At 71.5% G+C, this 18557-nt stretch carries 13 protein-coding genes; 4 read left to right on the forward strand and 9 right to left on the reverse strand.

All coding sequences use genetic code 11. The features are described 5' to 3' along the window. Positions 1-104 precede the first annotated feature (104 nt). Together HTV45_RS00750 and HTV45_RS00755 are read left to right on the forward strand one after the other, a co-directional pair. Positions 105-2465, forward strand: a complete 2361-nt coding sequence (locus HTV45_RS00750; protein ID WP_215203571.1) for an AbfB domain-containing protein — start codon at positions 105-107, stop codon at positions 2463-2465. Positions 2466-2548: 83 nt separating this feature from the next. Beyond that, positions 2549-4051 (forward strand): family 43 glycosylhydrolase, encoded by a 1503-nt coding sequence (locus tag HTV45_RS00755; protein ID WP_215203572.1) that lies wholly within the window; start codon positions 2549-2551, stop codon positions 4049-4051. Positions 4052-4118: 67 nt separating this feature from the next. Here HTV45_RS00755 and HTV45_RS00760 read toward each other — a convergent pair whose 3' ends face one another. The 3 genes from HTV45_RS00760 to HTV45_RS00770 all read right to left on the reverse strand — a co-directional run bounded on the left by HTV45_RS00760 (position 4119) and on the right by HTV45_RS00770 (position 9585). After that, complete coding sequence (locus HTV45_RS00760) at positions 4119-7388, reverse strand: LamG-like jellyroll fold domain-containing protein (protein ID WP_215203573.1); 3270 nt, start codon at positions 7386-7388, stop codon at positions 4119-4121. A 364-nt stretch (positions 7389-7752) separates the two neighbouring features. Then, entirely contained in the window at positions 7753-8943 is a 1191-nt protein-coding gene (locus HTV45_RS00765) for a GDSL-type esterase/lipase family protein (RefSeq protein ID WP_215203574.1), read from the reverse strand. 69 nt (positions 8944-9012) lie between these two features. Then, on the reverse strand, positions 9013-9585 hold the full coding sequence (locus HTV45_RS00770; RefSeq protein WP_215203575.1) for a TetR/AcrR family transcriptional regulator: 573 nt from the start codon (positions 9583-9585) through the stop codon (positions 9013-9015). Positions 9586-9692: 107 nt separating this feature from the next. Between HTV45_RS00770 and ligA the strand changes: the two genes are divergently transcribed. After that, positions 9693-11780, forward strand: coding sequence for an NAD-dependent DNA ligase LigA (ligA, locus tag HTV45_RS00775; RefSeq protein WP_215203576.1), 2088 nt, complete (start codon positions 9693-9695; stop codon positions 11778-11780). Positions 11781-11864: 84 nt separating this feature from the next. Here ligA and HTV45_RS00780 read toward each other — a convergent pair whose 3' ends face one another. Together HTV45_RS00780 and HTV45_RS00785 are read right to left on the reverse strand one after the other, a co-directional pair. Beyond that, positions 11865-12305 (reverse strand): nuclear transport factor 2 family protein, encoded by a 441-nt coding sequence (locus HTV45_RS00780; protein WP_215203577.1) that lies wholly within the window; start codon positions 12303-12305, stop codon positions 11865-11867. Between the two features lie 374 nt (positions 12306-12679). Then, positions 12680-13105 (reverse strand): VOC family protein, encoded by a 426-nt coding sequence (locus HTV45_RS00785; protein ID WP_215203578.1) that lies wholly within the window; start codon positions 13103-13105, stop codon positions 12680-12682. An 86-nt stretch (positions 13106-13191) separates the two neighbouring features. Between HTV45_RS00785 and HTV45_RS00790 the strand changes: the two genes are divergently transcribed. Next, positions 13192-13857: a phosphoribosyltransferase gene (locus tag HTV45_RS00790; protein WP_215203579.1), complete on the forward strand. Its 666-nt coding sequence runs from the start codon at positions 13192-13194 to the stop codon at positions 13855-13857. Between the two features lie 125 nt (positions 13858-13982). Here the strand turns inward: HTV45_RS00790 and HTV45_RS00795 are convergent, their stop codons facing one another. The 4 genes from HTV45_RS00795 to HTV45_RS00810 form a co-directional block, all read right to left on the reverse strand. Then, a complete protein-coding gene (locus HTV45_RS00795; RefSeq protein WP_215203580.1) occupies positions 13983-14783 on the reverse strand; it encodes a VOC family protein in 801 nt (266 codons plus the stop codon). Positions 14784-14883: 100 nt separating this feature from the next. After that, positions 14884-16620 (reverse strand): CocE/NonD family hydrolase, encoded by a 1737-nt coding sequence (locus tag HTV45_RS00800; protein ID WP_215203581.1) that lies wholly within the window; start codon positions 16618-16620, stop codon positions 14884-14886. Between the two features lie 29 nt (positions 16621-16649). Further along, positions 16650-17594 carry an MBL fold metallo-hydrolase gene (locus HTV45_RS00805; RefSeq protein WP_215203582.1) on the reverse strand — a complete coding sequence of 315 codons (945 nt, stop codon included), beginning with the start codon at positions 17592-17594 and terminating at the stop codon, positions 16650-16652. Between the two features lie 35 nt (positions 17595-17629). Further along, positions 17630-18553: an alpha/beta hydrolase gene (locus HTV45_RS00810; RefSeq protein ID WP_215203583.1), complete on the reverse strand. Its 924-nt coding sequence runs from the start codon at positions 18551-18553 to the stop codon at positions 17630-17632. Positions 18554-18557: the final 4 nt, after the last annotated feature.

Consider the following 18557-nt stretch of genomic DNA (forward strand, 5'->3'; position numbering starts at 1 on the left):
CCGCCCCGCCGCGTCCGGTACCAGGCGGCCGGCCACGCTCCGACGTGCACCGGCCGCCTCTCGCACGCGCACGGCTCCCACCCCCCGCTCACCAAGGAGTGACGATGCGTCGAGTAATCGCCCCACCTGCCCGCCTCCCCCGGTCCAGACGCCGGTCCTGGTGGCTCACCGCGCTGTCGGCCGTGCTGGCCGTGCTGGCCGGCGCGGCCCTCACCGGTTCCGGCACCGCGACCGCGGCGCCCCGGGCCTGGGCCCCCAAGCCCGCGCCGATGACCACACCCTGGACCGGTCAGGTCTCCGTCGACAACCCGCTGCCGGAGTATCCGCGGCCGCAGCTCACCCGCCCGGACTGGGCGAACCTCAACGGCATCTGGGACTTCGCCGTCACCTCGGCGAACGCCGGCCGGCCCGCCTCGTTCCCGGAGCAGATCCGGGTGCCGTTCGTCGCCGAGTCGGCGCTCTCCGGCATCCAGCGCCGCATCACCCAGAACGACAAGCTCTGGTACAAGCGCACCTTCACCGTCCCGCCGGGCTGGAACGGCCGGCGCGTCCAGCTGCACTTCGGCGCCAGTGACTGGCGCACCACCGTGTGGGTCAACGACCGGCAGGCCGGAGCCACCCACGACGGCGGCTTCGACGCCTTCTCCCACGACATCACCGGTCTGCTGGACAGCGGCACCAACACGATCGTCGTCTCCGTGTGGGACCCCACCCAGAACGGCACCCAGGCGGTCGGCAAGCAGCGGCTCAACGACGTGACGCCCCATCCGGGTGGCGGCATCTTCTACACGGCCGCCTCCGGCATCTGGCAGACGGTGTGGCTGGAGCCCACGCCGGCGGACCGCATCACCCGGCTCGACATGGTGCCCGACCTCACGAACAACCGGCTCAAGGTCACCGTGCGGAGCACCGGGACGGGCGGGCACCAGGCCCGCGTGACCGTCTCCTCCGGCGGCTCCACGGTCGGCACGGCCACCGGGCCGGCCGGCACCGAGTTCACCGTCCCGGTGCCGAACGCCCGCCGGTGGACGCCCGACGACCCGTTCCTCTACGACGTCAGGGCGGACCTGCTCTCCGGTGCCGCGACGGTCGACTCCGTGGGCAGCTACACCGGCATGCGCACCGTCGGACTGGCCCGGGTGGACGGCGTCCTGCGCCCCGTCCTCAACGGGCGGTTCGTCTTCCAGACGGGCACCCTGGACCAGGGCTACTGGCCGGACGGCATCTACACCGCGCCGACCGACGCGGCCCTGCGGTTCGACCTCCAGAAGCACAAGGACATGGGCTTCAACATGGTGCGCAAGCACATCAAGGTGGAACCGCAGCGCTGGTTCTACTGGGCCGACCGGCTCGGTCTGCTGGTGTGGCAGGACATGCCGTCCATGGAGCGCACCCCGGACGCCGCGGCGCGCACCCAGTGGGAGGCCGAGTACGACCGCGTCATCGACCAGCACCGCAGCTCCCCCTCACTGATCATGTGGGTCAACCAGAACGAGGGCTGGGGCCAGTACGACCAGGCGCGTATCGCCGACGAGGTGAAGGCGTACGACCCGTCCCGGCTGGTGAACAACATGAGCGGGGTCAACTGCTGCGGCGCCGTGGACGGCGGCAACGGTGACGTCGTCGACCACCACGTCTACGTGGGCCCCGGCACCACGGAGCCCAGCAGCACCCGGGCCGCGGTGCTCGGCGAGTACGGCGGGCTGGGCTTCAAGGTGGCCGGCCACGAGTGGTACCCGGGCGGCGGCTTCAGCTACGAGGACCAGCCGGACCTCGCCCACCTGAACGACCGCTTCATCGGGCTCCTGGACGGCATCCGCCAGGTGCGCCTGCCCCGGGGCCTGTCCGCCGCCGTCTACACCGAGATCACCGACGTGGAGAACGAGGCCAACGGCCTGCTCACCTACGACCGTCAGGTGGTCAAGGTGGACGAGTCCCGGGTCCGGGCGGCCAACCGCGCCCTGATCGACGCCTCCCGCTCGCCGTCCGCCCCGGTGACCCTGCCCGTCGACCAGTTCAGGTCCCTGCGCGTGACGACGCCGGGGTACACCGACCGCTACGCACGGCACCAGGACGGCGCCGCTTTCACCGAGGTCGTCACCAGCGGCAGTGACGGACTGCTGAAGGCCGACGCCACCTGGCGGATCGTGCCCGGCCTGGCCGACACCTCCTGCTACTCCTTCGAGTCGCGCAACTACCCGGGCGAGTACCTGCGGCACCGCGACTCCCGCGTGTACAAGGAGTCCGGGAGCGGCGACCTGTTCCGCGCGGACGCCACGTTCTGCCCGGTCCAGGGAGCGAACGGCGGGGTCCGGCTGTCCGCGTACAACTTCCCCGGGCAGTACCTGCGGCACTACGACGCCGAGCTGTGGCTGGCCGTCCCGGGCGGGACGCGCGCCCACGACACCCCTGCCCTGTTCACCGAGGACAGCACCTGGGCCGTGGAGGCCCCCTGGACCCCCTGATGTCCCGTCACGTCCCCGCACGCGCGGTGGCGGCCCGGTGGCCGTCACCGCGCCCGTGTCCCCCACCTCCGAGGGAGCCAAGCATGAGTGCCCGAACCACCGGGCTGGTCGCCCGGTCCTGCACCGCCCTCCTCGCCGCCGGCATGATCGCGGCCGTCACCGCGCCGCCCGCCGCCGCGGTGCCCGAGTACACCACCGCCGAGTCCGGCAACCCGTTCGTCGACGGCTGGTACGCCGACCCCGACGTGGCGATCTACGACGACACCTACTGGGTGTTTCCCACCACCTCGAAGGTCTACCGGGAGCAGACCAGGCTCGACGCCTTCTCCTCCCCCGACCTCGTGCACTGGACCAAGCACAGCGACGCCCTGACCACCGAGGACGTCAGCTGGGCCGAGTACGCGGTGTGGGCGCCCGCGCCGATCGAGCGCAACGGCAGGTACTACCTGTACTTCGCGGCCAACGACATCCAGAGCGACGCGGAGCTCGGCGGCATCGGCGTGGCGGTGTCCGACCGGCCGGAGGGACCCTACAAGGACGCGATCGGACGGCCGCTGATATCGCGGTTCCACAACGGCGCCCAGCCCATCGACCAGGACGTGTTCATCGACGACGACGGCCAGGCGTACATGTACTACGGCGGCTGGGGGCACGCGAACGTCGTCAGGCTCAACCCGGACATGACGAGCCTCGGCACGTTCGCCGACGGGAGCACCTACAAGGAGATCACGCCCGCCGACTACGTCGAGGGCCCGCAGATGTTCAAGCGGGGCGGCAGGTACTACCTGATGTGGTCCGAGGGTGGCTGGACCGGCCCGGACTACTCCGTGTCGTACGCCGTCGCGGACTCCCCGACGGGCCCGTTCACCAAGCTCGACAAGGTGCTCGCCCAGGACCCGGCGGTCGCCAAGGGATCCGGCCACAACTCGGTCGTCAACGTGCCCGGCACGGACATCTGGTACATCCTCTACCACCGGCGCCCGCTCGGCGAGACCGACGGCAACCACCGCCAACTCGCTTACGACCGGATGTACTTCAACTCGGACGGCACGATCCGGCGGATCCAGATGAAGGTGCGGGACAACTTCGCCGACGGCAACGCGCTGGGCTGGAAGACCTACGGCGGCACCTGGACCGCGTCCGGGGGTGCCTACCGGGCGGGCAGCTCCGCCGGCGGCAAAGCGCTGCTGGACACGAACTTCGGGGACCTGACGCAGGAGGCGGACGTCACCGTGTCCGCGCGCGGCGGTGACGCCGGCCTCACGTTCCGGGTGACCGCGCCCGCGGTCGGCACCGACAGCTACCGCGGCTACTACGCGGGCATCGGCGCGGACGGCAAGGTGGTGCTCGGCAGGGTCGACAACGGGTGGACCCCGCTGCGGACCGTGCCCCTGCGGATCGACCCCGGCTCGACCCACAGGCTGCGGGTGACGGCCGTCGGCTCCTCCCTCAAGGTGTACGTCGACGACATGCGGACACCGAGGATCTCCGTCACGGACGCCACGTTCCCCACGGGGGCGAACGGGGTGCGGGTGTTCGACACGGCGGCCACGTTCGACAACGTGGCGGTGGGTCCCGCGGCCTGACCGCGGAACGCGCCAAGGGGCGGGCGCCATCGGGCGCCCGCCCCCTCGTGCGTGGTGTCCCTGGCGGCTACGGCTTCTCCGCCTGGTACAGAGCGCTCACCTCGTCGTCGGTGAGCACCTTGTCGTACGCGTGCACCTCGTCCACGGAGCCGTTCCAGAAGTCGGTGTTGTCACCGTTCCACTTGGCGCGGCCGACCGCGAGGGGCCCGGAGCCGACGTAGTTCGGACCGCTGCTGACGGTCGCCGCCTTCCTGCCGTCGACGTACAGCGTGATCTGACCGGTGGCGCCGTCCCGCACGCCGACCAGGTGGTACCAGCGGCCGAGTTCGGGCACGGTCTCCAGCCGCGCCCGCTGTCCGCCGGGCGTGCTGAAGGCGAAGGCGCCCTGTCCGTACTGGAGGTAGAACGGACTCGCCTGGTGCCGCCCGTCCTGGCTGAGGGCGGTGGCGTAGTTGTCCGGCAGCGCGTCCAGGGTGACCCAGGCGGAGACCGTGTAGCTGCCGGTGGTGTCGAGTACCGGCTTGCCGGTCTCGGCGTACTGGCCGCGCCCGTCGAACTCCAGCGCGCTCCCGCTGACGCCGTCGGCCCAGGCGGTGCCCTCGGACAGGGTCAGCGCCCTGGTGTTCGGCCCGTCGTCCTTCGCGGTGGTGCCGGAGCCCTCGTCGAGGGACCAGTGGCCGCCGCCCCTGAGCTGCTCGCGCTGGCCTGCCGCGGCGCCGGCCGCGATGACCTTGCGGTTGACCTCGCGGACCTTGACCGGGTCGACCTTGATCTCCCGGCGGTCGTAGGTGTAGAGGCCGTTGAGCTCGTTCTCCAGGTCGGTGATCTGCGTGTACACGGATCCGGAGAGTTCCTCGCGGGCCTGCTCGAGGTAGAACTCCTCCGTGTTCTCCACGTACTTGCGGGTCAGCGCCTCCTTGCTGTCGACGCCGCTGTAGATGACGGTGGGCGGGCCGGGCCACATGTGCCCGGGGGTGCGCAGGGTGAAGCCGCCGTGCTCACCGTCCATGGCCGCGCGGTGGTCCGGGAAGGGCGGGTCCTCATTGTTGTAGTCGTGGTGGTCGATGATGTCGCCCTTGCCCGAGTCACCCTTGGAATTACAGCAGTTGACACCGCTGTGGGCGCTGACGACGCGGGAGGGGTCGGCTGCCTTGACGGCGTCGGTGAGCTCGCCGGTCTCCTCGCGGTTCCACTCCCCCCAGCCCTCGTTGAAGACGATCCAGCCGATGACGGAGGGCGAGTTGTGGTGCTGGCGCATCATCTCCCGGCCCTGGTCGATGAAGGCCTTCTGGCCGGTCTCGTTGGTGATGTCGCCGGAGACGAAGTCCTGCCAGACCAGCAGGCCGAGCCGGTCCGCGTGGTAGAACCAGCGCGGCGACTCCACCTTGATGTGCTTGCGGACGGCGTTGAAGCCGAGCTGCTTGTGCGCCTTCAGGTCGAACGCCAGGGCGTCGTCGCTGGGCGCGGTGTAGAGGCCGTCGGGCCAGAAGCCCTGGTCCAGCGTGGCGAGGGAGAAGACGGGCTTGCCGTTGAGGACGAGCTTCTTGTAACCGCCCACGTCCTCGATGCCGATCTTCCGCATGCCGAAGTAGCTGCCGACCTTGTCGGTCGACCTGCCGTCCGTCAGCTTGACGTCGAGGTCGTACAGGTAGGGGTCGTCCGGGCTCCACAGGTGCTGCTTCGCCACCGGCAGGCGCAGTTTGCTGTTGGCCGGGCCGGTCACCTTTCCGACGACCTTGCCGCGGTGGTCGCGGGCCACGGCCTCGACGCGCGCCTTCTTGGAGGCGCCGGCGGACTCGACGGTCACCGCGAGGGTCTTGGTGTCGATGTCGGGCGTGGTGACGACGTTGTCGATGGCCGTTTCGGCGACCGGCTCCATCCACACGGTCTGCCAGATGCCGGAGGACTGGGTGTACCAGATGCCGCTGGGGCTGGTGGACTGCTTGCCCAGCGGCTGGTCGGCGCCGCCGGTGTCGGTGACCGCGACGACGATCTCCTGCCGGCCCTTGCGCTTGAGCGCGTCGGTGATGTCGGCGCTGAACGCGTTGTAACCGCCGGTGTGGTCGGCGACCTTCTTGCCGTTGACCCAGACGCGGGCCTGGTAGTCGACGGCGCCGAAATGGAGCTTCAGCCGCTCCTTGCCGCCCTTGCCGACTCTCCAGTTCTCCGGCACGTCCACGAGCCTGCGGTAGAACATGTGGTCCTCGTGCCGCTCGATCCCGGAGAGCTGGGACTCGACGGGGAACGGCACGGTGATCTTCTCGTTCAGGTTCTTTCCGAAGACGGGCTGCTGGCCCGCCTCGGCCGCGCTGAACTGCCAGGTCCCGTTGAGGTTCTTCCACTGCGAGCGGACCTGCTGCGGGCGCGGGTACTCCGGCAGCGGATTCCTCCTGTCGACCTTGTCGCCCCACGGCGTGGTGATGCGGTGGGTGGAGACGTTCTCGGCGTAGCGGGCGACGCGGGGCACGGTCTCGCCGCCGGCCTTGAGGCCGCCCTCGCCGTCGTAGACGAAGCGGACCGTCTGGGCCTTCTGGACGGCCTCCGAGAGGGTGACCTGGAGGGAGGTGCGGTCACCGGGGACGGTCCTCACCGACTTGATCGGCATGGCGGTGGTGTCGGCCTCGACCTTGAGGTGTTCCGCCACCCCGGCGAGGTCGCTCACCCGGCCGTCGAAGCGAGCGCGCAGCCTGCGTCCGTCCTGGCCCACGGTCAGTTCGACCGGGTAGACCTCGAAGTCGGCGGGCGGGGTGAACGCCGTCATCGGCACGAGTTCCTTGGCGAGCGTCGGCGTCGACCAGCGCAGGTACATGTTCGACCCGCCGAGATCCTGGAACATCTCCATGCGGAAGTCGTACTTCTTGCCGGCGGTCAGCTTGACCGCGGCGCTGGTCTGCTCCCGGTCCCAGTCGGGCTCCCAGTGGTCGATGACCGGCTCGCCGTCGATGAAGAGGCGGAAGCCGTTGTCACCGATCGCGTAGAAGGTGTAGTCGTCGGTCTTCGGCACCTCGATCTGGCCGGTCCACCGGGCGGTGGTGTGCTCCGTCCGCCCGGTGAGCTCCTCGAACGTGCCGGTCAGGCCGGCGAAGTTGATCTGCGGCTCGAGCTGGGTGCCGCCGAGCTCGGCGAAGTCCCGGGCGCCCGGCGCCGACATGCTGAAGTACTCGCCCTTGAGGCCGTGCACCCGGACGTCGGCCTCGGCGGCCGCGCGGACGGAGTCGCCGGCCGCCGGCGCCGCGGCTGTCGCCGCGGGTGCCAGGGCGCCGGTGGACAGGGCCAGAGCCGTCACGGTCAGCAGAGCCCACCATCGGGACGTCGGGCGGCTGTGTTGTCTTGTCATCGAACCTTTCCTCGCGCAGGGGGCAGGGGGCCAGGACGAAGCGGGCACGGCCACGGCTCGGAGTGAGGTTCCTTCCAACGTTGGAAATCTGCCGTGCAGCGGAATGACAACACGCCGCCCGACGCCTGTCCAGGCTTCGCGCAAAAGCTGATGTGACGTCAGAAAACCTGCGCCGGGCTGAACGTGCGTGCGCGCGGGGGAAGCACCCCGGCAGCCGGTGTGTCCTGACCCCGCCACGGCACCGGAGCGGGTCCGCCCACGGACCGCGAGGTCCCGCGCGGCGGGCGAAGGCGCACCGTGCACGGGGGCGGACCCCGTCCACGGCGTACGGACACCGGCCGAGACCACGGGTACTGCGGGCGGGTCAGACCGCGGCCTCGGCGAACGGGCCGCCTCGGGGCGCGAAGGCGTGGGCGGCGAAGCGTTCGCCGATGCGGCGGTGGGTGGCCGCGTCGGGGTGGATGCGGTCCGGCAGCGGCAGTTCCGCGTGGTCGGCCTCACCGTAGAGCTCGCGGCCGTCGAGGTGGTACAGGTTCGGGTCGTCCGCCGCGCGGCGCGTCACGACGCGCTCGAGTTCCTCGCGGATGACGTTGAGTGTCAGCTTCCCCTCCGCCCGCTCCGCGGGGTCGCCTGTGGCGGTGAAGAGCAGCTGCCCCTCGCCGAGGCGGGTGAAGTCGAAGGCGGTGGGGCCCGGCGTGTCCTCGTGGACGGGGCACAGGACCGGCGAGACGACCAGCAGCGGCGCGGTGGGGTGGCCCTCACGGATCGTGTCGAGGAAGCCGTGGACGGCGGGGGCGAAGGCGCGCAGCCGCATCAGGTCGGCGTTGACCACGTTGATGCCGATCTTGACGCTGATCAGGTCGGCGGGTGTGTCGCGCATGGTGCGCGCGACGAACGGGTCGAGCAGGGCGCTGCCTGCCAGTCCGAGGTTGATCAGTTCCACGCCGCCGTGGGCCGCGGCGAGTGCCGGCCAGGTGGTGGTGGGGCTCGCCGCGTCGGAGCCGTGACTGATGGAGCTGCCGTAGTGCAGCCAGGTCCGGCGACCGGAGGTGTCCGCGGGTTCCACGGGTGCGTCGGTGCGCAGGGCGAGGAGTTCGGTGGTCTCGTTGTGCGGCAGCCAGATCTCGACGTGCTTGTCGTCCCCGGACAGGCCGGTGAAACGGAGGGTGGCGGCGGGGCCGGTGCCGTGCTCGGCGGTCCCGGTGCCCACGTCGACGGTCAGGGTGTTGCCGCCGGCCGCGGTGGCCCGGCCGGCCGGGCGTCCGTCGACGAGCAGGTCGTAGTGGCCGGGCGGGCGGGGCGGGGCGCCCACGTAGATGCGCTTGGTGGGCAGGGTGTCCAGCTCGACGGCGGTCGCGCGGGTGCGGAAGGCCAGTCGTACGCCGGACGGCTGGGATTCGGCCATGGCGAGCTGCCCGTCGGTGTTCTGGGCGCGGGCCCAGGCCGGCAGGCGGTGCGGCAGCAGTCCCCGCGGGGTGGGCTCCAGGTCGAGCGCGCCGCGGACCAGGGCGGCGGTGATGGGCGTGGTGATCCAGGTGTACGGGGTGGAGGGCATCTTCTTCGTCCGTCTGTTGTCGGTGTGGGGTGGGTGCACGGCCGGCCGGGGCGTGGGCGGGGGACGCCGTCAGGGGGCCGGGGGCCAGTTGCGCAGCAGGGCGTCCAGCGCGTCGAGGATGCGCGACCAGGTCTCCTGGGTGTCGGGGGCGCTGTGGCTGAATCCGCCCCCCATCTCGAGGCTGACGTAGCCGTTGAAGACGCTGCCCAGCAGCCGGACCGCGTGGGTCTGGTCGGGTTCCGCCAGGTCGTAACCGCGCAGCAGGGCCCGGGTCATCTGCGCGTGCCGCACCCCCGCGCCGGCGGCGGCGGCCTCCGGGGAGAGGCGGAACTGGGCGGCGGCGTAGCGGCCGGGGTGTTCGCGCGCGTAGTCCCGGTACACGTTGGCCAGGGCGGTCAGGGCGTCCTTGCCCGCCCGCCCGGCCAGGGCGTCCGCGGCGCGGTCGGCGAGTTCCTCCAGGGCGAGCAGCGCGATCCTCGTCCTGAGGTCGTGCGAGTTCTTCAGGTGGGAGTACAGGCTCGCCACCCTGACGTCGAAGCGCCGGGCGAGCTCCGAGACGGTCACCTGCTCGAAGCCCAGCTCGTCGGCCAGATCCGCTCCCGCCCGGGTCAGGCGTTCCGGGGTCAGTCGCGCGCGTGCCATGCCCATCCTTCCGGTCAGCTGATTCGAGTATGCATTCGCCTAATACCTTTAGGCAAATGCCTAGTCTGTGTGATCGATTGTCAGTGGCAGACGGCAGGATGTGACGTATGACAACTCCTGCAGCAGTGATCGTCGACGCCGCCGCCTACGCCCAGGCGGTCCAGGACGCCGTGCGCGCGGCAGCCGCCTACTACGAGGGCGGCACCTCGGCGCTGGACGACGACACGTACGACCGGCTGGTACGGGGCATCGCCGACTGGGAGGCGGAACACCCCGAGGGGGTCCTCCCGGATTCCCCCACCGGGAAGGTCGCCGGTGGCGCGATCGAGGGCGACGTGCCGCACACGGTGCCGATGCTGAGCCTGGACAACGTGTTCTCCGAGGAGGAGTTCACCGCCTGGACGGCGTCGCTGGCGCGCCGGACCGGCCGGGAGACGACACGCTTCAGTGTGGGGCCGAAGCTGGACGGGCTGGCGATCGCCGCCCGCTACACCGACGGCCGGCTGAGCCGGCTGATCACCCGCGGGGACGGGACGGCCGGGGAGGACGTCTCGCACGCGATCGGCACCATCGAGGGCCTTCCCGAGACGCTGGAGGAGCCGGTCACCGTGGAGGTGCGCGGTGAGGTCCTCATGACGTCCGCCCAGTTCGAGCATGCCAACGAGGTGCGCACCGGACACGGCGGGCAGCCCTTCGCCAACCCGCGCAACGCGGCCGCGGGCACCCTGCGGGCGAAGGAGCGGGCCTACACGGTGCCGATGACGTTCTTCGGCTACGGACTGCTGCCGCTGCCCGGCACCGGTTCCGCGCCGGCGGAGCGGATGCACGGGATGGCCCACAGCGACCTGATGGGGCTGGCCGCCGGCCTCGGGGTGCACACCAGCGCGCGGACCGCCGTCCCGGAGACCCTCGCCGAGACGCCCGAGGAGGTCCTGCTCCGGGTGAAGGAGATCGCCGCGCTCCGCGCCGAGCTGCCGTTCGGCATCGACGGCATCGTCATCAAGGCGGACCTCGCCGCCGACCGGGAGAGCGCCGGATCGGGCACCCGCGCGCCCCGCTGGGCGATCGCCTACAAGCTGCCGGCCGTGGAGAAGATCACCCGGCTCCTCGAGGTGGAGTGGAACGTCGGCCGCACCGGCATCATCGCTCCGCGCGGTGTCCTCGAGCCGGTCGTCATCGACGGCTCCACGATCACCTACGCCACGCTGCACAACCCGGCCGACATCACCCGCCGCGATCTGCGCCTGGGCGACCAGGTCATGGTGCACCGCGCCGGTGACGTCATCCCCCGCATCGAGGCCCCGGTCGCGCATCTGCGCACCGGTGAGGAGCGGCCGATCGAGTTCCCGGCGCAGTGTCCGCGCTGCGGTTCGGACATCGACACCCGGGAGGAGCGCTGGCGGTGCGCCCAGGGCCGCAACTGCCACCTGGTCGCTTCCCTCGCCTATGCCACGGGCCGGGACCAGCTCGACATCGAGGGCCTCGGTGCCACCCGTGTCGTGCAGCTCGTCGACGCGGGCCTCGTCTCCGACCTCGCCGACGTGTTCACGCTCCGGCGGGAGCAGCTGCTCGGACTGGAGCGGATGGGAGAGACCAGCACCGACAATCTGCTCGCCGCGATCGCCAGGGCCAAGGAGCAGCCGCTGTCCCGGGTGCTCTGTGCGCTGGGTGTCCGGGGCACCGGACGGTCCATGTCACGGCGCATCGCCCGCTACTTCGCCACCATGGACCACGTCCGCGCGGCCGACGCCGACGCCATGCAGCGGGTCGACGGCATCGGATCGGAGAAGGCACCTTCGATCGTGGCGGAGATGGCCGAACTGGCCCCGCTGATCGACAAGCTCACCGCCGCCGGCGTCAACATGACCGAGCCCGGGGCCACTTGGCCCCCGGCCGCCGAAGCCGCGTCCGACGACGACGGTCCGGCCGCGGCGCCGGCGGGCGGCCCGCTGGACGGCATGGCGGTGGTGGTCACCGGTGCGATGACCGGCAGCCTGGAGAAGCTCTCCCGCAACGAGATGAACGAACTCATCGAGCGGGCCGGCGGCCGCTCCTCCTCCAGCGTCTCCAGGAGAACGACCCTGGTGGTCGCGGGCGAGGGCGCCGGTTCCAAGCGGGCCAAGGCCGAACAGCTCGGCGTGCGCCTGGCCACCCCCGACGAGTTCGCGGCCATGGTCTCCGGGCTCCTCGGCTGAACACGTGTCCGCCCCGCCTGACGAGTTCGGGCCGGCGAGGTGCTCCGGAGACACCTGGCGGCTGTGGCCGCACCGCGCCGGCCGTCAGGGCGTCGCACAGGCCTCGGCGATGGACAGACTGTTCTCGTAGAGGTGGTGGCGGGTGATCCGGCCGTCCTCCACGGTGAGGCGCAGGGCGAACGGTCCTTGGAAGGACCGTCCCGTCGCCCGTACCCTCCCGGACAGCTGCCCCAGCAGGACCGCGTCCCTGCCGTCGACGAGGAAGGTGTCGACGGTCGCACGCGCGTCCTCGGGCACGGTGTGCTCCGTCAGTTCCGTGAACTGGGCCGCGCATTCGGCGGCGGTCGAGCGCGGGCGGATCCAGGGGACGGCGGGATTGTCGGCGAGCAGCCAGTCGACCTCGTCGGCGAAGAGCGTGACGAGCCGTCCGGTGTCCCCGGACAGCCGGGCCGCGAGGAACCGCTGCACGACGGCGCGAGTGGCCTCGGCGACGGAGGTCGTGGTGGCGGCGGGGTCGGTGCGCATGGCGCTCTCCTCACGGCTGCGGCCGGGTGACGGCCGGGGCGTTCCGGTTGACGCGGTCGATCCTCTCGCCAGGCGGGGGGAACGGTCGATTACCTCGGACGTCATGCGCTCCGGCGACGGGGGCCGGCGGCTGCCCCGGCCACCGAGCACGCACGCCGGCCCGGCAGAAGGAGCTGCGCCCCGTCCCCTTCGATCCGCCGCTTTCCCCGACCGTGCCCAGGGAGGACATCGAGCGACCCACTGCCTCCATGGCCTGCTGGGCATCCGACCACGGCGAATGCACACCGCCTGATCATCGCGCAGACTTCTGCCGCTCCCGAGGGCCGCACCAGCGTCGCGCCCTGGGTGGTGACCGGCGGGACCGGTCCGCCGTCTCAGGCGACCGGCTCGCCCACGCCCAGGAGGTTGCCCTCGCTGTCGTGGAACCAGGCGGCGCGCTCGGCCCGGTAACCCTTGGTCGGATAGTTTCCGTCGACCTCGGCGACGCCGCCGGTGGTGCGCAGACCGGGAGTGTCGACCTCCTCGAACACCACGCCGCGCCGCCGCAGCTCCGCCATGACGCGCTCGATGTCATCGACCTCGAACGCCATCTGGGTGAAGGTACCCGGTGAGGCGCCCGTGGACCGGTACAGGGCGAACTCCGCACCTCCGCAGCGGTACAGCAGCCCGCCCGGCCGTTCGTCGACCGGCTCCAGGCCGAGCCGCTCGGCGTAGAAGCGCCGTGCCCGGCCGAGATCCCGGGCCGGGAGCCGGGCCGCCACGCGGGCCCCGGCCGCCAGCCCTTCCTCGCGTTCGTTCATCTCTCCACTGTGCCGCACGCAGGCACGTGAGTGACGGGGGAGCCCGCGGTTACCCGGCACCCGGGGCCCGAGGAAGGGAGCGAGCCGTGCGATTCCCAAGCCGTGAGGAAGCCGGCCAGGAGCTGGCCGTCAGGTTGCTGGAGTGGGCGAGCAGCGGCGATCTCGCGAATGTGACCGTCGTGGCGCTGCCGCGCGGCGGTGTTCCGGTCGGGGCGGAGATCGCCCGGGTGCTGTCCGTGCCGCTGGATGTCCTCGTCGTCCGCAGGATAGGGGCTCCCGGCTCCCCCGAGGTGGGGATCGGGGCGGTGGCCGGGGACGATCCGCCGGTGTTCGACCGCACGGGGCTGCGTGCCCTGGATCTCTCCGAGGACGAGCTCGGGGCGGAGGTGGCCCGGGCACGCGTCGAGGTGCACCGGCGTGCGGCGGTCTACCGCCACGGACGTTCCGCCCCGGACAACCACGGTCACAGCGTAGTGGTGGTGGACGACGGGCTGGCCACGGGGATCACGGCCCGCGCGGCGCTGCGGCAGCTGCGGCGCTCCGGTCCGCTGCGTCTGACTCTCGCGGTTCCGGTGTGCCCTCCACGGACCGCCGCGGCGCTGCGGGACGAGGCCGATGACGTCGTCGCCCTGCACCAGCCGGAGCGGCTGCGCTCCGTGGGTGAGTGGTACGACGACTTCCATCAGATCTCCGACCAGGAAGTACTCGACACCCTCCGGGAGCCGCGCGCGGCCGGCCGGAGCCCGCGGTGAGTTGCCCGTCGTCGCGGGGCGGGCGGAAACCCGATGCGGGCTCCGGCCGCCCCCGTACGAAGATCGGGACCGGGGTGCGCGTCCGCCGGCCCACATCGTCGGACCGGCGCCCGGCGGCGGCGTCCTCAGCTCTCGGCGAGCACCACGAAGTCCGCGCCGAAGGGGTCGAGGCAGACGGCCAGGCGGCCCACGCCCTCCGCGGTCTCGGGCCCCATCTGCACGCTCCCTCCGTGTTCCGTCACCTTGGCGACCGCCGCGTCGCAGTCGGTGACCCTGAAGACCGGGTGCCAGTAGGGGCGCCCGCCCGCGAGGTCGAGGTCCTCCTTGCCGAGCTCCATCAGGCCGCCGTGCATCCGCTCCTCGGGCAGACCGGATGGCGTGATCATGGTGTAGGTACCCTCGTCTCCCGGCATCTGTGTGTCGCTGTACTGCCAGCCGAGGACTCCGCCGTAGAACTCCTTCGCGGCGGCGGCGTCGCTCGTGTACAGCTCGGTCCAGCACAGTGAGCCCGGTTCGTCCACCAGGTCGACGCCCTTGCTCTCGCCCGGCTGCCAGACGGCGAACTGGCCGCCCAGCGGGTCGCTGTACTGCGCCATGCGGCCCCACTGCTCGAGGTCCATCGGCGGCACCCGCACGGTCCCGCCGGCCTGCTCCACCGCCCGGGTGGTGGCGTCCGCGTCGGAGACGCTGTAGTAGATCATCCAGGCCGGGCGGGCGCCCTCCTCGGTGAGCTTGCCGAGGCCGGCGACCATCTTGCCGTTCTGGTTGAACATGCCGCCTTCCATGTCCTCCCCGTCGTCCCCGGCCCCCATGGGCTCGTAGTCCCAGCCGAGGACCGCGCCGTAGAAGGCGGCCGCGGCCGGGACGTCGGGGGTACCGAGGTCGAGCATGCAGGGCGAGCCGGGGGCGAAGTCAGTGGTGATCACCGCGGTGTCCTTTCGCTGATTCCTTCTGTCTCAGCCTGCCACCGGGCACCGGCACTCGCCCTCCGGCTTCGCCGTCCGGTCGTTTCCGGGGCGTGCCGTGCTACGCCCCGTCCGCCGCCTCGCGCCGCGTGAACGGCAGCACGAGCCGCGAGGGGTGGGCGGCGTCACGGTAGATCTTGTGGGTGACGGGGCGGCCCACCGGCAGGTGGAAGGCGTCCGGCGGGAGCAGCGCGTTGTGCGCGTCGGCCGGCGGCTCGTTGTTGGAGAGCTCCGCGACCAGCCGGTGGCCCGGCAGGAACGCCGCCGCGAACGGGTAGACGCGCAGCACGTACTCGTGGATCCTCCCCGGCTCGACCGGCACGGCGCGCGTGTGCGGGTGGTGGGGGTCGCCCTCGGTGGTGCGCTCCTCGTCGAGCTCGCGGTGCGAGGCCTTGAGATAGGCGGTGGTGATGAGCTGCCGCTTGCCGCCCGGCGCCTCGTCCCACATCCGCAGGATGAAGTTGGTGTCGCTCTGGTCGATCTCCGCGAAGAGATGCGCCGCGCCCTGGCCGATCATCTCGGTGGGCTCGGTGAACGGCTCGGTGCTCCAGCTCAGCATCTCCACCTTGTCGGTGACCGTGAGCGGCGCCTGGTAGAAGCCGTCGGGAGCGGCGTGCTCGGCGCCCAGGGGCTCGGGCTCGAAGGAGAGCCGGTGGCGCGGGCGGAGGTAGAGGGACCTGTACTCCACCGCCTTCGGCGGCCACTGCGCGCCGGTGACGTACTGGCGCGAGCCCTCGACGTGGACGGTGACGGCCGGCTCGTCCATGACCCCGTTGTCGATGCCCTTGATCCAGTGGTCGTACCACCGAAACATCTTGTCGTGCTCCTCGATGAAGGGGCGCGACTGCATGGGCGGGTAGGGGCCGATGTCCAGCTTCTTGGGGCCGCCCAGCCGGCTGTAGAGCTCGATGGTGCCGTCCAGGGTCCAGCCGCGGCCCTGGTCGATCTGCAGCCAGACGGGGATGTCGATGTCCGGCGCGAGGGTGACCGGGTTGCGCTCCCCGTACCATGGGCCGTCGACCTCGTTCATCACGATGTCGAACCAGGCCTCGTGGTTCTTCGGGTAGTTGAGCACATGGACCAGGTTGGGCCAGGCGGCCACGTCCGGGTCCTCCAGGCGCTCGGCGACGCGCCTCCTGATCTCCTCGGGCGAGCAGGTCTCCAGCATGCGGGACTTCACCCCGTCGGTGAAGGCCCAGCCGGAGTCGCCGCCGCGGCCCTCACGGGCGGCGCGCGGCATGAACCACATCACGCCGCCGTGGTAGGTGGTCTCGTAGAAGTCGTAGTGGCCGCCGCTGACGAAGACCGCCTTGAGGCTCGGGGGCCGTTCGGCCGCCGCCAGCACCTGCATCGAGCCGAAGTAGGAGATGCCGATCATGCCGACGCTGCCGTCGCACCACGGCTGCGCGGCGACCCATTCGATGAAGTCGTACGCGTCCTGGCCGAGGGAGACGCCGCCGGCGTTGTAGTTGCCGATGTGCTCACCGCCGGAGGCACCGGAGCCGCGCAGGTCACCGATGACGTGGACGTAACCCTCCTCGACGACGCGCGCGATGTCGCCGGCCTCGATGCAGCCGTCCCACATGGGGCTCGGCCTGCGCTGCGGCGGGGTCGTCAGGGCCAGGGCCTGGAGTTCCTTGCCGTACGGGCTCAGGGCCACCAGGGCGGGCCGGGGGGTGTCGTCCACGCCACTGTAGGCGTCCGCGGCCAGTGTGACGCCGTCGCGCATCGGCACCCGGAGATCCTTGCGGACACCGATCGGCCGGGCGCCCGCCCGGATCGTATGAAGGTCGGTCATGAGGTGGGGCTCCTGTACTGCAAGGTCTGTTACTGCAGGTTCTGTTCGAAGTGCGTGCGGTAGCCGGCCATCGAGGTGAAGAACGGTGACGGCTCGAGGGCGGGGTTGCCCGTGTAACCGAGTTCCCCGGCGGCTGCGGCGAAGGGGGAGTACGGCGAATCCGTCTCCCGCGGACCCGCCTCCAGGCATCCGCGGGCAGCCGTGGCGACACGGGCCTCGTTGTCCAGGCTCTGGGTGATGGCCTCCCTCGCCTCGGCCTCGTCGAGCTCGACGCCGTACGGCGTACCGTCGGCGCGGCGGTAGGGGTGCCCCAGGTAGAGACGGCGCGGACGGATCTCGTCGCGCAGGTGGGCGAGGCTCGCGCGGTAGGCGACCGGGTCGGTGTAGCCGGGGAAGCCGTTGGCCGCCCCGTGGACCTGGACGGCGTCCCCGGTGAACACCGAGCGCTGCCCGTCGACGGCATAGGCGACCGATCCGGGCGTGTGCCCCGGCACCGCGTGCACCGAGACGGTGACCGCGCCGCCGAGGGAAAGCGTCTCGCCGCCCTTGACCAGCAGGGACGGCTCCATCTCCCCGGAGATGACGGCCCGGGTCGCGGCCGTCACCTTCGCCTCGCCCCCGGGGTCGCCGAGGTACCGGCCCCGGCCCGTGAGGTACTCCTCCACATGGGCCCGGCGTGAGCGGAGCATCGGCGCGTCCGCTTCGTGGATGACCACCTGGGCGCGCCGCCCGGTGAGCTCCCACAGGGCGTGGGCGCCGCCGACGTGGTCGATGTGACCGTGGGTCAGCAGAATCCAGCGCACGTCCTCGATGCGGCGCCCGATCGCCTCGAGCGCGGGGGCCATCCCCTCGGCGGGCGAGGAGGCGATGCCGGTGTCGACGATCGCCGGTTCGGGTGCGTCGATGAAGAAGCTGTACAGACCGAACCGGCCCCACGGCGACACCAGGGGGTGGACGTCGACTGTCTGCGTCATGGTCCTCTTTCCGAACTCGTACCGGGCCGGCCGGGTCAGCGCCGGCCGAGGAAGTCGCGCGTCTCCGCGAAGACCTGGTGGAACTCCGGGATCCAGGAGAAGTGCTGGACGAAACCGTGGCCCGCGCCGTCGTAGCGGCTGACCCTCACCTCCACCCCGGCCTCGCGCAGCCGCTCGCCGTACAGCTCGCCCTCGTCGCGCATCGGGTCGTACCGGGCGGTGACGACCAGCGCGGGCGGCAGCCCGGTGAGATCGGCCCGCTTGACGGGTGACACCCGCGGATCCGCGGGGTCGGCGCCGCTGTCGAGGTAGAAGGCGTTGAAGGGTTTCAGTCCCTCCGTCTCCAGGCCGTACCCCTTGGCGTTCTCCCGCAGGGAGGCGTAGCGCTCGACGTCGAAGTCCAGGTCGAGCGAGGGGTAGTAGAGGATTTGGTGGGTGATGCGGTCGAAGCCCTCGTCGTGTGCCCTGGCCGCGACGGCGGCGGCGAAGTTGCCGCCGGAGCTGTCACCGGCGACCGCGAGGGTCGTACCGTCCCAGCCCAGGCCCGTGCCCTGCTCGGCCACCCAGCGCACCACGGCACAGCAGTCGTCGAGGCCGGCCGGGAAGGCCGCCTCGGGGGCCAGACGGTAGCCGACGGAGACGACCTTGAGGCCGGTCTCCTTCGCCAGCGAGCGCGCGACGTGGTCGTGGGTCTCCAGGCTGCCGAGGAAGAACGCTCCGCCGTGGAAGTAGACCAGCACGCCGTGGCTGTCGGCCTCGGCCGGGGTGTAGACGCGCACCGGCACCTCGCCGGCGGCCGTCCTCGCGGTGACGTCCTCGACCGCGTGGAGCGGCAGGCGCTCCTCGGGCGGGGGTACGTGGGCCTCGTCGGCGGCGCGCAGGGCGGCCGGGTCGAGCGGGCCCCCGTCCGGGGCCGGCAGGCCGGCGAGGAAGGCGGCGATCTCGGGATGCAGTGTCATGGTG

The sequence above is a fragment of the Streptomyces sp. CHD11 genome (assembly GCF_018638295.1).
GTDB lineage: Bacteria > Actinomycetota > Actinomycetes > Streptomycetales > Streptomycetaceae > Streptomyces.